The sequence below is a fragment of the Pseudomonas sp. IT-P218 genome, from assembly GCF_949767605.1.
Taxonomy (GTDB): Bacteria; Pseudomonadota; Gammaproteobacteria; order Pseudomonadales; family Pseudomonadaceae; genus Aquipseudomonas; species Aquipseudomonas putida_AE.
This window is the reverse complement of the sequence record NZ_CATKQQ010000002.1, coordinates 76,636-90,545: the sequence shown is the minus strand read 5'-3', so window position 1 is coordinate 90,545 and position 13,910 is coordinate 76,636. Positions and strand designations below refer to the sequence as shown.

At 64.3% G+C, this 13,910-nt stretch carries 12 protein-coding genes; 4 read left to right on the top strand and 8 right to left on the bottom strand.

Features of this window, described 5'->3' with window-relative positions:
- Positions 1–138: 138 nt before the first annotated feature.
- From ACM6I6_RS01365 to ACM6I6_RS01355, 3 genes are read right to left on the bottom strand one after another with little or no spacing between them, the layout of a single operon-like run.
- The gene (locus ACM6I6_RS01365) at positions 139–774 is read right to left on the bottom strand and encodes a nuclear transport factor 2 family protein (protein ID WP_274074687.1); all 636 of its coding nucleotides are present in this window, start codon (positions 772–774) and stop codon (positions 139–141) included.
- Entirely contained in the window at positions 774–1,547 is a 774-nt protein-coding gene (locus ACM6I6_RS01360) for an SDR family NAD(P)-dependent oxidoreductase (RefSeq protein WP_274074686.1), read from the bottom strand. Before ACM6I6_RS01360 ends, ACM6I6_RS01365 begins: the two co-directional genes overlap by 1 nt.
- 14 nt (positions 1,548–1,561) lie before the next feature.
- A complete protein-coding gene (locus ACM6I6_RS01355; protein ID WP_274074685.1) occupies positions 1,562–2,296 on the bottom strand; it encodes an SDR family NAD(P)-dependent oxidoreductase in 735 nt (244 codons plus the stop codon).
- Positions 2,297–2,562: 266 nt separating this feature from the next.
- On the opposite strand from ACM6I6_RS01355, the gene ACM6I6_RS01350 reads away from it, so the two are divergent.
- Entirely contained in the window at positions 2,563–3,396 is an 834-nt protein-coding gene (locus ACM6I6_RS01350; protein ID WP_274074684.1) for an alpha/beta fold hydrolase, read from the top strand.
- A gap of 557 nt (positions 3,397–3,953) precedes the next feature.
- On the opposite strand, the gene ACM6I6_RS01345 is transcribed toward ACM6I6_RS01350, so the two are convergent.
- From ACM6I6_RS01345 to ACM6I6_RS01325, 5 genes are all read right to left on the bottom strand, one after another.
- The gene (locus tag ACM6I6_RS01345; protein ID WP_274074683.1) at positions 3,954–5,183 is read right to left on the bottom strand and encodes an NADH:flavin oxidoreductase; all 1,230 of its coding nucleotides are present in this window, start codon (positions 5,181–5,183) and stop codon (positions 3,954–3,956) included.
- A 74-nt stretch (positions 5,184–5,257) separates the two neighbouring features.
- Positions 5,258–6,904 (bottom strand): DUF1302 domain-containing protein, encoded by a 1,647-nt coding sequence (locus tag ACM6I6_RS01340; protein WP_274074682.1) that lies wholly within the window; start codon positions 6,902–6,904, stop codon positions 5,258–5,260.
- A 51-nt stretch (positions 6,905–6,955) separates the two neighbouring features.
- A complete protein-coding gene (locus ACM6I6_RS01335) occupies positions 6,956–8,572 on the bottom strand; it encodes a FadD3 family acyl-CoA ligase (protein ID WP_274074681.1) in 1,617 nt (538 codons plus the stop codon).
- A 31-nt stretch (positions 8,573–8,603) separates the two neighbouring features.
- Positions 8,604–9,626 (bottom strand): ferredoxin--NADP reductase, encoded by a 1,023-nt coding sequence (locus ACM6I6_RS01330; protein WP_274074680.1) that lies wholly within the window; start codon positions 9,624–9,626, stop codon positions 8,604–8,606.
- A gap of 78 nt (positions 9,627–9,704) precedes the next feature.
- Positions 9,705–10,892 carry an acyl-CoA dehydrogenase family protein gene (locus ACM6I6_RS01325; RefSeq protein ID WP_274074679.1) on the bottom strand — a complete coding sequence of 396 codons (1,188 nt, stop codon included), beginning with the start codon at positions 10,890–10,892 and terminating at the stop codon, positions 9,705–9,707.
- Positions 10,893–11,308: 416 nt separating this feature from the next.
- Here ACM6I6_RS01325 and ACM6I6_RS01320 point away from each other — a divergent pair, with 416 nt between their 5' ends.
- The 3 genes from ACM6I6_RS01320 to ACM6I6_RS01310 all read left to right on the top strand — a co-directional run bounded on the left by ACM6I6_RS01320 (position 11,309) and on the right by ACM6I6_RS01310 (position 13,907).
- Entirely contained in the window at positions 11,309–12,082 is a 774-nt protein-coding gene (locus tag ACM6I6_RS01320; RefSeq protein WP_274074678.1) for a glucose 1-dehydrogenase, read from the top strand.
- A gap of 75 nt (positions 12,083–12,157) precedes the next feature.
- Entirely contained in the window at positions 12,158–12,949 is a 792-nt protein-coding gene (locus tag ACM6I6_RS01315) for a fumarylacetoacetate hydrolase family protein (protein ID WP_274074677.1), read from the top strand.
- 31 nt (positions 12,950–12,980) lie between these two features.
- Positions 12,981–13,907 carry an acetaldehyde dehydrogenase (acetylating) gene (locus tag ACM6I6_RS01310; RefSeq protein ID WP_274074676.1) on the top strand — a complete coding sequence of 309 codons (927 nt, stop codon included), beginning with the start codon at positions 12,981–12,983 and terminating at the stop codon, positions 13,905–13,907.
- Positions 13,908–13,910 lie beyond the last annotated feature (3 nt).

Below are 13,910 nucleotides of genomic sequence, written 5' to 3'. Positions count from 1 at the left end.
GAAGGCGTGGGCAGATGCCACATTGGCGGGCAGGATGGACGCCCACTGTAGGAGCTGGCTTGTCGGGTCGCCGCATCGCAGCGAAAGCGCCGGGTCAGGCAACACATGAGTTGCCAGGACGGACGCCTTCGCTGCCGTTCAGCGCACGCGAATCTTCGGGTCATCCGCCCCGCGGCGCAGGGTCTTGAGGAAGCCCTCCAGCGGTGCGGGTTCGGCGATTTGCGGCAGGGCGTCCTTGTCCGGGCGTTGCGCCCAGAAGGCATCCCAGGACGGAAACAGCTCGTGGAAGCTGCCGGCGTACGGCTCGCGCCCTGGCCAGCGCATTTTCAGGCCGCCGATCGGTGGTTTGTTGAGGTCGGTCGCGTACCAGTAGCACGGTAAGCGGCGACGGAAACACCAGCGCCCGTCGATCCGTTCGTAGTCGTCCCAGTACAGCATCTGCATGATCACCCACTCGGGACCGGTCTCATGTTCGTTCTTCGAATAGACCACGCCGGTGGCGTGATCGGCATCGCTGAACTCGATGATGTGCTGCCCCAGGTGATGGGAGGTGCCATGGAACTGCTTGCGCATGGTTTCGTCCAGCCATGCCTTGAGGTGCACACGACCGCTCTTGTCGCGACCCACGCGCACATCCGGGGCGAAGCAGTTGGCCATGGCATCCATGTCGCGCATGTCCAGGGCCAGGGCGTACTTGCCGGCCAGTTGGCGGATCGCGTCCAGCGACTCCAGGCGATCGATGCGCTCAAGTAAAGCGTTGGCGTCCTGGCTCATCAGTCGAGCACCGTGTACAGGTCCGAACCGCGTCCGCCGTCCACCGCCAGGCTGGCACCGGTGACATACGAAGCCTCGTCGCTGGCCAGGAACACGATGGCGTTGGCCAGCTCCACCGGCAGGCCGACCCGTTTCATCGGGATGACTTTTTCGGTGTTGCTGCGGGTCTTGGCGTCGGCCAGCATGCCGGCCGTGGCCGGGGTGTCGACCACCCCGGGAATGATCACGTTGCAGCGGATGTTGTGCGGTGCGCCTTCGCTGGCCGCCGCCCGGCTGAAGTTGATCACCGCCGCCTTGGCCGCCGAGTAACCGGCCATCCAGGCCGTGCCGAACAGGCCGCAGATCGACGCGATGTTGACGATCGAACCGCCGCCCTGGGCTTTCATCAACTGCATCGCGGTGCGGGTGCCCCAGAAGGTGCCGTCGACGGTGGTGCCAAAGTTGGCGTGCCAGTCGGCGGTGGTCATGCTGTCGATACCGCCCCAGGTGTAGGCCATCGCGTTGTTGACCAGGATGTCCAGGCGACCGTGACGTTGCGCGGTGGCTTGCAGCGCACCGACGTAGGCCTGTTCATCGCTGACGTCGGCCACGGCAATCTCGGCCTGCCCGCCTTGGGCACGGATTTTCTCCTGCACGCCTTGCAGCGGCTCAATGCGCCGCCCGCACAGCACCACCGTGGCGCCCTCTTCGGCGAACCGCAGCGCAGTGGCTTCGCCGATGCCGGAACCGGCGCCGGTGACGAAGGCGATTTTTCCTTGTAGACGCTTGCTCATGAGTGACTCCCTGATCAGATAAAGGCCATGCCGCCGTTGACGGCGATGTTCTGCCCGGTCATGAAACTGGCGTCTTCGCTAGCCAGGAACACCGCGACCCTGGCGATCTCGTCGGTCTCGCACATACGGCCCAGGGGCACGTTTTTCAGCAGCGCCTGCATGTAGTCATCGGGAATGCCGGCCATCATCGGGGTGTTGGTCGGCCCTGGTACCAGGGTGTTGACGCGGATGCCGCAGGCGGCCAGTTCACGGGCGATCGAACGGGTCAGGCCCATGACCCCGGCTTTCGAGGCGCAGTAGTGGCTCGGGCCTTCGCCGGTCAGCGCGGCGGTGCTGGAGAGGTTGATGATCGCGCCCTTGCGGCCACCCTTGACCATCAATTTGGCGCCTTCACGGCAGCACAGGAAGGTGCCGCCCAGGTTCACACCGATCACCCGCGCCCAGCTCTCGTCCGTGGTTTCGAGAAAGCTGTCCAGCCCGCCCACGCCGGCGTTGTTGACCAGGATGTCGAGGCCACCGAAGTGCTCCTCGGCCTGCCCCATGGCATCGGCCACGGAGGCGCCGTCACCGACGTTGCAGGCCAGGGCGAGCACCTTGTCGCCCAAGTCTGCCAGGCTCTCGGCCAGGGCCGCCTGGTGCAGGTCAACAGCCACCACCTTCGCGCCTTCGGCGACAAAACCACGCACGATGGCCTGGCCCATGCCTTGGGCGGCACCGGTCACGAAGGCCACTTTATCGAGTAACTTCATAGCAATCTCCAAGTGTGCGAATACGCTGCGGCCCGCTGTAATGGAGCCGTCACTTGCATGATTAGCGGCCAGGGCCTCGGCCCACATCGTCCGATGGGACTAGCGCCGCGTGGTCTGAACGGACGATGTAAATGACGGCGTCAGCGCCCAGCATTCGCTAGCGCGCACCACGCCAGGCGCTGTATTCCCCTTCAATTCACTGCAGCAATCTGCCGCAGCGCCTGGTGCGGTTGTGCCTCATGAATCCGCAGACAATGGAGAACCCCATGAACCAACCCGTAGACCTGCCCCTGCCCGTCGGCCATTACGCGACCCTGCCCAACGGCCTGCGCCTGCACTATCTGGATGAGGGCGCCGGCCCCGTGGTGCTGTGGCTGCACGGCAGCGGGCCGGGCGCCAGTGGCTTCAGCAACTTCAAGGGCAACTACCCGCAATTGGTCGCTGCCGGCTATCGCAATATCGTGCTCGACCTGCCGGGTTTCGGCCGTTCGGACAAACCCGAGGACGTGCAGTACAACCTGGACTTCTTCGTCGACTGCGTGGCGGCGTTTTTGGAGTCCGTCGGTGTGCGGCGTTGCACGCTGCTGGGCAATTCGCTGGGCGGCGCAATCGCCTTGGGCCTGGCCCTGCGCCTTCCACAACTTGCCCAGAGCCTGATCCTGCTGGCACCGGGTGGTGTCGAGGAGCGCGAGACCTACTTCAAGATGGAGGGCATCGTGCGCATGGTCAGCCTGTTCAGCGCCGGCCCCATCGGCATGGAGGAGATGCGCAGCATGATGAGCTTGCAGTTGTTCGATGCGTCGATCCTGCCGGAAAGCCTGCTGCAGGAACGCGTGGCGGTGGCGGTGACACAGCCGAAGAACCTGTTCAGCACGATGATGGTGCCGAACATGGAAGCGCGCCTGGGCGAGATCCAGTGCCCGATCCTTGGCTTCTGGGGCAGCAACGACCACTTCAACCCAATCAGTGGCGCCCAGCGCATCATCGACGGCGCACCGAATGCGCGGTTCATCGTGCTCAACCGGTGTGGGCATTGGGTTCAGGTGGAGCATCGGGAATTGTTCAACCGTAGCTGCATTGAGTTTCTGCAGCACGGTTGAACCGGCGACGCGTTGTGCGAGGCTTGCCAGCGATGGTGGCATAAGCGTCACCACCGCCATCGCCGGCAAGCGGGCTCCTACAGATGTGTGTCACACCACAAACCCAACATACCCCCACAAAACCTGTAGGAGCTGGCTTGCCAGCGATGACGGCATAACGGCCACCACCGCATCGCCAGCAAGCCGGCTCCTACAGATGTGTGTCACACCACGAACCCAACATACCCCCGCAAAACCTGTAGGAGCTGGCTTGCCAGCGATGACGGCGTAACGGCCACCACCGCATCGCCAGCAAGCCGGCTCCTACAGATTTTCGTACCGCCAACAATCCGCGTACACCCGCAATCCTGTAGGAGCTGGCTTGCCAGCGATGACGGCATAACGGCCACCACCGCATCGCCAGCAAGCCGGTTCCTACAGATGTGAGTCACACCACGAACCCAACATACCCCCGCAAAACCTGTGGGAGCTGGCTTGCCAGCGATGACGGCGTAACGGCCACCATCGCATCGCCAGCAAGCCGGCTCCCACAGGCAAACCAAACCCTGGTGTATCTGTTACCCTGCCGCCTTCTGGCTGTTCAACACTGCGTCGCCGGGCTTACCCAGTACGCAGGAGGTGCCGCCGGGGGTATACATCATGGCCACGCAGCGGTTGCAGGCGGTGCAGATCGAGTCGCGGCTGGCGCCAGTGGCGAGTTTGTTGACGTAGTCGTTTTCGGCCAGCAATACCCGACCCATGGCGACCAGGTCAAATCCCTCGGCCATGATTTTCTCGATGCTCGCCAGGCTCTTGGCACCGCCCAGATAGGCCAACGGCATTTTCACCGCCGCACGTACCTTGCGTGCATGTTCCAGCAGATACAGCTCGCGGAATTCCACGGTCGGCTCCTTGCGACGCTGGATAGCCATGGCCAGGGCGATGATCTTGTTCTTCTGCTGCACGCGGTTTTCCTTGGGGAAGGAGGAACCGAACATGGTGGTGATCGACTCGGCATTCATCCCCGCGCTGAGCACCAGCAGGTGCGCGCCCTCCTCTTCCAGCATGCGTGCGATCTGCGCGCCGTCTTCGGCGCTGTTACCGGCGCGCACGCCTTCGGTCACGCTGTATTTGCAGATGACCGCCATCTCCTTGCCGACTGCATCCAGCACCGCTCGCAACACCCGACGCGGAAAGCGCAGGCGGTTTTCCAGGTTGCCGCCGTATTGGTCGCGACGCTTGTTATACATCGGCGAAATGAACTGACTGAGCAGGTAGCCGTGGCCCATGTGGATCTCCACGGCATCGAAACCCGCCTGACGCGCCAGGCGTGCGCCTTGGGCGAAGTCGCGCACCACTTGTCGCATGTCGTCTTCGTTCATCGCCTGCTTGAGGAACATGCCGCTCATCAAGCCGATCTTGTTGAAGCCGCCGCTGGCTGACAGTGGGCGCTTGGTCGAGCGTTCGCGGATGAAGGTGAAGCAACCACCATGGGTGATCTGTGCGCTGGCCAGGCCACCGGCCTGATGCACCCCGTCGGTCAGGGCCTTGAAGTGCGGCAGGCTGGATTGGCTGAGGGTCAACTGGTTGGGCAAGGTGCGACCATCGCTGCTCACCGCGCAATAGGCCACAGTGGTCAGGGCGGTGCCGCCTGCGACCAGGGCCGAGTGCAGCTTGACCAGTTGTTTGGACGGCACGCCCTGGGCACTCATGCCCTCGTTGGTGGCGGCCTTGATGAAACGGTTTTTCAGGGTCAACGGACCAATTGCGATCGGGCTGAACGGTGATGGCGTCGGACGAGGATTCATGACAGGCCTCTCTTTATTGTTATCAGGCTAAAAGCGAACGACTGCGGCACCGGATCGCGACGCAGCCATGATCATCAGAAGGTGTACTTGGCGTTGAACGACAGGTAGTCGCGGTCGGCCAGCAAGCGGCCCTGGGCGACGTCCGGCGAGCTCAGGTAGGCGACATAGGTCATGCCGACCTGGAAGTTGCCCAGGTACTTGAAGTCGCCACCCACGGTCAGGCGCTTCTCGTCGCGCCCCAGGCCCTGGTAGGCGCTGCCGTCGACGTTCTGCGTCCACACTACCTTGGTGTTCAGGTCCAGGCCCGTGGCGATGGACGGGTAGTCCATGTAGGCGCCGACGCCCAGCAGGGTCGAGCCACGGGTCTGGGTCTTCGATTCGAACTGGTCGAAGGTGCCATCCACGCCGACTCCGCCGCCGGTGATCGTCAGGCTGTCCACTCCGTCGATGTGTTGATGCACCACTTCACCCATGAAGGTGGTCTGCTGGGCGAGCAGGCTGGGGCCGAGGATGTACGAGGCGTTGAGGTTGCCCTGCCAGATCTGCCCAGTGGTCGGCGCGCCATTGTTGAGGTAGACCGAGGCGCCATCGCGATAGCTCAGGTCACCGGCGTACTGCACCGAATCGCCGACCTTGGAGCTGAAGCTGACACCCGTCAGCTTGACGTCTTCGAAGTAGCCCAGGCGATAGGACGGCGCAGTGCCGTCATGCCCGATGCCCTTGAGCGAGGAGTATTGGGTGGTGCCGGTGAAGTCGAAGAACAGCGAGCCGACGCGCTCGTTATAGCGGTAATGAAACAGCCCGACTTCGGTGTTCTCGGTGATCCGGTAGCGCACACCCAGGCCCCATTGGCCGCTGTCCTTGGCGTCTTTCTCACCGGCGTAGCCGACTGCCAGGCCGTTGGGCAGACGGTCGACCTGGCCGGCACCCAGACGGAAAAACTCGGCGCCGGGACCGAAGGTGTCGCTGCCGAAATAATCGCCCACTGGATTGAGCTGGGTCTTTTCCCACTCGTACTGGTAGTAGCCCACCAGCGCCAGGTCTTCATTCAGCGACCATGATCCGGACACCTGCCCCACGGGCAGGTACGAGTCCTTGGCCTCGGTGCCCGGCACGTTGAACTTGGTCGCATCCACCGGGGCCTGGCCCTGGCTGATGTTGGCCCAGAACAGGCTCTCGCCCCAGGCCACCAGGTGCCGCCCGGCCTTGAGCGACAGGTACTGGGTCTCGCCGAGCTCGAAGTTGCCGTACACATACGCATCGAGCAGTCGCGCCGCGCTGCCGCTCATGCGCCGGGTCTCGTCGCTGAAGCCGTCGTTGTGGCCGGTCTTGTTCACCGTTTCCGGCGAGTCGTTGGCATTCTTCTGGTTGTAGACATCGTCGTAGAACTGACTGCCGCGCAGCACCGCCCCCAGGTTGTCGTGCCGAAGTTGCAACTCGCCGAACAGGCTCAGGCGGTTGTTGATCAGCGAGCCGCGCTTGAAGTTGCGTGTGCCGTCGTCGTTGTTCGGGTCGTTGAGGTATTGACTGGCCTGCTTGGCAGTGCGCATGGAGGCGGTGTAGTTGACCGTCAGCGACGAATCCAGGGTGGTGTTCTCCCCCAGTTCGATACTCGGTGCGGCGCTGGCCGTGGCGCTGGCGATGGTGATGGCCGTTGCCAACAGGCAGCGGCCACCGCTCAGGTTCCGCGAATGGCGCGCGACAGTATTTCCCGTGAACATGCTCCTCTCCTTTTGTTGTTGTTTTTTTCGTGTTGGCGAGATGGCTGCGCCTTACGCCGGAACGCTGTTGGCCAGCGCCGCGCGCAGTTCGTTCTTCGCCACCTTGCTCGACGGATTAAGTGGCAAGGCGTCGAAGAAACGCACCTGGCGCGGCACCTTGTAATTGGCCATTTGCTCCCGGCTCCAGGCGATCAGTTGCGCCTCGTCGAGTTGCCGCCCTTCACGCAGCACCACACAGGCACAGCCGACCTCGCCCATGCGCTCATCGGCGATGCCGATCACCGCCACCTGGGCAATGGCCGGGTGTCTGATCAGCGCGGCTTCGATTTCCGCCGGGTAGCAGTTGAAGCCGCCGACGATGTACATGTCCTTGAGGCGGTCGGTGATGATCAGATTGCCCGCCTCGTCCAGTCGCCCGACGTCGCCGGTATGCAGCCAGCCTTCGGCGTCGATGGCTTCGCGGGTCGCTTCGGGGTTCTGGAAATAACCCTGCATGATGTGGAACCCGCGCAGGCAGATCTCGCCGGTCTGCCCGGCCTCCAGCACCTGGTTGTGCGGGTCGCGGATGCTCACTTCGGTGCCGGCGATCGGCCGTCCGCTGGTGCCGGCAATAACCTTCGCCGAGTCTTGGGGATCGCATATCGTCGCCAGCCCGCCGCATTCGGTCAGGCCGTAGGCGGTGGTCACCACGGCGAACCCCAGCTCGTTGCGCATGCGCTCGATCAGGCTCGGCGGGATGCTCGCCGAACCGGTCACCGCGATGCGCAGGCTCGACAGGTCGGTCTGCTGCAGCTGCGGATGGGCCAGCAGCGAGAGATACAGGGTCGGAGCACCGGGCAGCACGCTGATGCGTTCTCGGGCGATGCGCTGGAACACCTGCTCGGCGTCGAACACCGCATGGGGCAGGATGGCCGCTCCGCCGATCAGGCAGGTCAGCCAGCCGGCCTTGTAGCCGAACGCATGGAAGAACGGGTTGACGATCAGGTAGCGATCTTCCGGCAGCAGGCCGATGACCTTGACGTATTCGGTGAAGGCCCGCAGGTTCTGGCCATGGCCGCTCATCACGCCCTTGGGTTTGCCGGTGGTGCCGGAGGTGAACAACAGGTCGCACATGGCCTCGGGCTTGATCTCCATGGCCCGGCGCCTGGCGCTGTCTGCATCGATGGTCGCCGCGCCGAGCAGGAACTGGGCAAGGCTCAGGTCCGAAGGCAACCCGGGGGTGTCGCCATCGAGCAGCACCAGGTGTTCGAGGCTGGCCGGCCGATGGGGCGCGAGCAACGCCGGGTAGTCCACGTCGAGAAAACGCTGCTGGACAAACAATACTCGGCAGCCGCTGCGCTCCAGCACATCGGCGGCCTCAAGGCCCTTCATGCGCGTGTTGATCGGTACCAGCACCGCCCCGGCGCACTGGATGCCCAGCGCCGCGAGGATCCAGTCGCCGCTGTTCGGCGCCCAGATGCCAATCCGGTCGCCGGCCTGGATGCCCAGGGCCAGCAAACCCCGGGCAAAGCCCATGACGCGCTCGGGCAGCTCGGCGTAGTCGATGCATTGGCCGTTGTCCTCGATGGCCGTGCGCCCGGCAAAACGTTCGGCACTGCTGAAGACCAATTGGGCAAGGGTGGCAGGGGCGGCGCTCAGGGGCGCGGCAAGGTTCAGGCTCTGATTCATCGTGGGCTCGCGCTGGGCATAATTGAAGGCATCAATCGGGAAAGCGGATACGCAGTTGCGCGCTGGTGGGCACCGCCTGGCAGGCCAGGATCCAGCCTTCGGCCAGGTCGCCCGCGTCCAGTGCATCGTTGTGCAGCAGCTCGACCTCGCCGCTTACCAGGGTGCACATGCACGAGGCGCAGCCACCGACTCGGCAGGCGCTGGGCGGGTTTAGGCCGGCACGCTCCATGGCGGCCAGCACGGTCTCGCCGCTGTCGCAGGCCAGTTGGTGGTCTTCTCCGTCCAGGCGCACCGCCAATTGCGCGGCCACGGCCGCTTCGCTGCTGGTCGCCAGCGGCAGCTCGCCTTCACCGGGCAGCGAGACAAAGCGCTCGACGTGCACCCGGCGATCCGGCATGCCCAGGCCCTTGAGCGCGCTGACCGCCGCGTCCATGAACGGGCCAGGGCCACAGATGAATGCCTGAGCATCGATGAACGGCCGCGCCAGCTCCGCCAGTTGCCCGACGCTCGGGATGCCCTGCACCGAATCGAGCCAATGGACGATCTGCAGGCGTTGCGGATGAGCGCTGGCCAGCTGGCGGAGTTCGTCCTTGAAAATCACCGAGGACTCATCGCGGTTGGCATAGATCAGCAGCACCCGACCAGTTCCCGCGAGCAACGCCGAACGCAGGATCGACAGCACCGGGGTCACGCCACTGCCGCCGCCAAACAGCAGCAAGTCGCCGTCGAGACTGCGCGGCACGAACACCCCGGCCGGTGGCAGCACCTCCAGGGTCTGGCCGGCCTGCAACTCGCCGCACAGCCAGTTCGAGGCGCGGCCCTCGTGCACGCGCTTGACCGTTACCCGCAACGGCTCATCCAGCAACGGCGTGCTGGACAATGAATAACAACGGGGCAGCCAGCCGTCCTCGAAAGGCACGCGCAAGGTCAGGAACTGGCCTGGTTGATAGCGAAAACGTTCGCCCAGGTGCTCCGGCACGTCGAACACCAGGGAACGCGCATCGGCGGTTTCCTCGATCACGCGGGCCACGCGCAGGGCAAGATAATTGTTCATAGGTCAGCTACTCATGACCACCTGGCCGTGCAGCACGGACAGGTGTAAACCAGGGGTGTCGAAACGCTCGCCATGGCCTCAGACGTAAGGGTCCGGGTTGGGTAGGCCGAGCAGCACCGCGCCGTAGCTGCGCCCGTAGGCCATGTAGTTGTTGGCGATGTGCCCGCGGGCCTGGTGCAGGTCGCGGAACAGCCGCGCCACCGGGTTTGTGTTGTACAGGCCGGAGGCGGCCATGCTGCGCAGCAGGTCGTTGGCCCGTTCGGCGCAGATGTTGGTCACATAGGCCGACTGGTAGCGATACAGCAGGCGGGTCTCGGTGTCCGGGTACTCGCCGGCACGTGCCAGACTCATCAGGTGGTCATAGTTTCGCTCGAGCACCAGGCGCAGGCTGTCGACGGTGATCATCGCTTCGGCCACGGCGGTTTGCGCCACCGGATCGTCAGCGGTCCGGGCGCCGTGCTTGCCGATGTGTTTGGCGGCGTTGTCTCGGAACTCGTTGATCGCGCCCTGCAGGGCACCGAGGGCCGAGGTCGAGACGGCGCGGGAGAACACCTGGGCGAACGGGATCGCGTAGATCGGATTGGTGTTGACCAGACGCCCGGGAGTCGCTTCGAGGGTGCAGTTGTTGGTGCGTTGCACGCGATGGGCCGGGACGAATACATCCTCGACCACGATGTCATGGCTGCCGGTGCCGCGCAGGCCCAGCACGTCCCAGTTGCGTTCGATCTGATAGTCGCTGAGCGGCAGCAGGAAGGTGCCGTGCTCGGCGGGCATGTCGCCATCGGGCGGCAGGATGCCCCCCAGGAACACCCATTGGCAGTGTTCGCTGCCGCTGGAGAAACCCCAGCGCCCGCTGATGCGGTAACCACCTTCAACCACCGTGACCTTGGCCGCCGGCATGTAGGTCGAGCAGATCAGCGCATTGTGGTCATCGGCCCAGACTTCGCGCTGCGCTTCGATCGGGTAACGCGCCAGTTGCCAGGGGTGAACCCCCATCACGCCGTAGATCCACGCCGTGGACATGCAACCCTCGGCGAGGATGGTCTGGATTTCGAAGAAGGTCCGCGGATCCACTTCATAACCGCCGAACGCCCTTGGCTGCAAGGCCCGCAACAAGCCGGCGGACTGCAACTCGAGGACGCTCTCCACCGGCACCTTCAAGTCCTTGTCGGCCTGCGCCGTGCGCGCCTTGAGTGCCGGCACCAGGCTGCGTGCACGTTCCAGCAGATCATGTTCGTCCTGGGTCTTTTCTCGCATGCTGTGCATCACTCAATTCTCCCGATCTCACTGCGCCACTGCGCGAGTTGAGACGGATCATCGGATCGAGCGGGTAATCCTTCATCGTCAAAGCGGACTAGGGGTGGGGTTGGGTATCGGGGTTTGGCGGGTATATCCGTTTCTTCGGTAACGACGGCTCATGGTTGCGCCCTGACGGCGGGTCACTTGTAGGAGCGAGCTTGCTCGCGAAAAACCTGAGAACACCGCGGGGTGTCAGGCTGCCCGCGTCATCGTTAACCTCCATCGCGAGCAAGCTCGCTCCTACAAAGGGCGAAACCCTGGGTGGCCGTTACCGCAGGAATGGATATGCACACACCGCCCGCTAGTCCATTGAGACGATGCTGGCCACGGCCGTTGCGGCGATATTCAATCCATCGACAATCGACCCCACGGAGCAAGGGCCCATGAGTATTTTGCAGCGTTTCCAGATGCACGGCAGCGTCGCCATCGTCACCGGCAGCGGCCGGGGTATCGGGCGGGCGATTGCCCTGGCGTATGCCGAAGCCGGCGCCGATGTGGTGTGCTCGGCGCGTTCGCTGGACGAGGTAGAGGCCGTGGCCGAGGAGGTTCGCGGCCTGGGCCGGCGCGCGCTGGCCATCGCCTGTGACGTCAACGATGCCGGGCAACGCCAGGCACTGGTGCGCCACAGCGTCGAGCAAATGGGCCGCATCACGCATCTGGTCAACAACGCAGGCGGCGGCGGTCCCAACGATCCGCTGGCAATGACCCCTGAGCAGTTCGCCCAGGTGCTGAATTTCAACGTGACCACCAGCTACGACTTCTGCCAGTTGTGCGTGCCGCTGATGCGCGAGGCCGGTGGCGGCAACATCATCAATATCAGCTCGGTGGCGGCGCGTTATGCCCAACGCCATTTCAGCGCCTACGGTACAGCCAAGGCGGCCCTCAGCCACTTGACCCGCTTGCTGGCCCAGGACTTCGCGCCGCAGATCCGCGTCAACGCCGTCGCCCCCGGCCCGACCCTCACCGAAGCACTGAACGGCGTGATGCCCACCGCCATGCGCGAGGCCATGGAAGCCAACACCCCGCTCAAATGCCTGGGCACCCCGCAGGACATCGCCGCCGCCGCGCTGTACCTGGCCAGCCCCGCTTCGGCCTGGGTGACCGGCAAGATCATCGATGTCGATGGCGGTGCCGACTCGTCGGCGTGGCCCGGCTGAACCACTCCTTTGGGCTCGCCCCTGATGATGTCGGGGCGGGCCTTTTTTTTCTCCCACCCCACTGGAGCCCTCGCCATGGACGCCCATTTGATCACCGCGCTCGGTGACGAACTGTTCAACGCCCTGCGCAGCCGGCAGACGCTGGCCCCCCTGACCCGCCGTTATCCGCAGATCACCCTGGAGCAGGCCTACCGGATTTCCCTGCACTTCCTGCAACGCCGCGAAGCCCTCGGCGAGCAAGTGATCGGCAAGAAAATCGGGGTCACCAGCCGCGCCGTGCAGGAAATGCTCGATGTCCACCAACCGGATTTCGGCTTCCTCACCAACGCCATGCAGGTCGAGGACGGCTGCGATGTCAGCCTGGCCCTCTACAACCTGATCCAGCCGCGGGCCGAAGGCGAAATCGCCTTCATCCTCGGTGAAGACCTGCAAGGCCCGGGCATCAGCGCCGAAGACGTGCTGGCCGCCAGCCAATGGGTCGTGCCGTGCTTCGAGATTGTCGATTCGCGGATCGACGACTGGCAGATCCGCATTCAGGACACCGTCGCCGACAACGCCTCCTGCGGCGTGTTCGCCCTCGGCAGCCAGCACATCGACCCGCGCTCGCTGGACCTCGCTGCCGTGCACATGCAAATGAGCAAGAACGGCCAACCGGCGGGTTCCGGCCTGGGCTCGGCGGTGCAGGGTCATCCCTGCGCGGCAGTGGCCTGGCTGGCCAATACCCTGGGCGAGCTGGGCATCCCGTTCCGCCGTGGCGAAATCATTCTGTCCGGTGCCCTGGCGCCGCTGGTGCCTGTGGTCGCCGGCGACCATATCAGCCTGTCCATGACCGGGCTCGGCGAAGCCAGCCTGCGCTTTGTCCCGTGATCGCCCTTCCCTTTCCAGGAGCCAGAAAAACATGAGCAAGAAGATCAAATGCGCGCTGATCGGGCCGGGCAACATCGGCACCGACCTGTTGTACAAACTGATGCGCAGCGAGGTGCTGGAGCCGGTGTGGATGGTCGGCATCGACGCCACCTCCGAAGGCCTGGCACGGGCCCGCGAGCTGGGCCTGAAAACCACCGCCGACGGGGTCGACGGCCTGCTGCCCCATGTCCTCGAAGACCAGATCCAGATCGCCTTCGATGCCACCTCGGCCTACGTGCACGCGCAGAACTCGCGCAAGCTCAATGCCCTGGGCGTGTTGATGATTGACCTGACCCCGGCAGCCATCGGCCCGTACTGCGTGCCACCGGTCAACCTCAAGGCGCAACTGGGCCTGGGCGTGATGAACGTCAACATGGTCACTTGCGGTGGCCAGGCCACCATTCCTTTGGTGGCCGCGGTGTCCAGCGTGCAGCCGGTGGAGTACGCCGAGATCATCGCCACCGCCGCGTCGAAATCGGTCGGCCCCGGCACCCGGAAAAACATCGACGAATTCACCCGCACCACCTCAAGCGCCGTGGAGAAAGTCGGCGGCGCGAAGAAAGGCAAGGCGATCATCATCATCAACCCCGCCGAGCCGCCGCTGATAATGCGCGACACCGTGCATTGCCTGACCGAGAGCGAACCCGACCAGCCGGCGATCACCGCCGCCATCGAGGCCATGATCGTGCAAGTGCAGCGCTACGTGCCCGGCTACAAGTTGGTCAACGGCCCGGTGTTTGAAGGCAACCGGGTGTCGATCTTCATGGAGGTCGAAGGCCTGGGTGACTACCTGCCCAAGTACGCCGGCAACCTCGACATCATGACCGCCGCCGCGGCGCGCACCGCCGAGATGTTCGCCGAGGAAATCCTCAAGGGCGAGCTGGTGTTGCAAGCCACCGTCCAACCCGCCCACGCATAAGGA

Coding starts and splice junctions, on each gene's coding strand:
- ACM6I6_RS01365 (WP_274074687.1), bottom strand. CDS start 774: ATGAGCCAGGACGCCAACGCTTTACTTGAGCGCATCGATCGCCTGGAG.
- ACM6I6_RS01360 (WP_274074686.1), bottom strand. CDS start 1,547: ATGAGCAAGCGTCTACAAGGAAAAATCGCCTTCGTCACCGGCGCCGGT.
- ACM6I6_RS01355 (WP_274074685.1), bottom strand. CDS start 2,296: ATGAAGTTACTCGATAAAGTGGCCTTCGTGACCGGTGCCGCCCAAGGC.
- ACM6I6_RS01350 (WP_274074684.1), top strand. CDS start 2,563: ATGAACCAACCCGTAGACCTGCCCCTGCCCGTCGGCCATTACGCGACC.
- ACM6I6_RS01345 (WP_274074683.1), bottom strand. CDS start 5,183: ATGAATCCTCGTCCGACGCCATCACCGTTCAGCCCGATCGCAATTGGT.
- ACM6I6_RS01340 (WP_274074682.1), bottom strand. CDS start 6,904: ATGTTCACGGGAAATACTGTCGCGCGCCATTCGCGGAACCTGAGCGGT.
- ACM6I6_RS01335 (WP_274074681.1), bottom strand. CDS start 8,572: ATGAATCAGAGCCTGAACCTTGCCGCGCCCCTGAGCGCCGCCCCTGCC.
- ACM6I6_RS01330 (WP_274074680.1), bottom strand. CDS start 9,626: ATGAACAATTATCTTGCCCTGCGCGTGGCCCGCGTGATCGAGGAAACC.
- ACM6I6_RS01325 (WP_274074679.1), bottom strand. CDS start 10,892: ATGCACAGCATGCGAGAAAAGACCCAGGACGAACATGATCTGCTGGAA.
- ACM6I6_RS01320 (WP_274074678.1), top strand. CDS start 11,309: ATGAGTATTTTGCAGCGTTTCCAGATGCACGGCAGCGTCGCCATCGTC.
- ACM6I6_RS01315 (WP_274074677.1), top strand. CDS start 12,158: ATGGACGCCCATTTGATCACCGCGCTCGGTGACGAACTGTTCAACGCC.
- ACM6I6_RS01310 (WP_274074676.1), top strand. CDS start 12,981: ATGAGCAAGAAGATCAAATGCGCGCTGATCGGGCCGGGCAACATCGGC.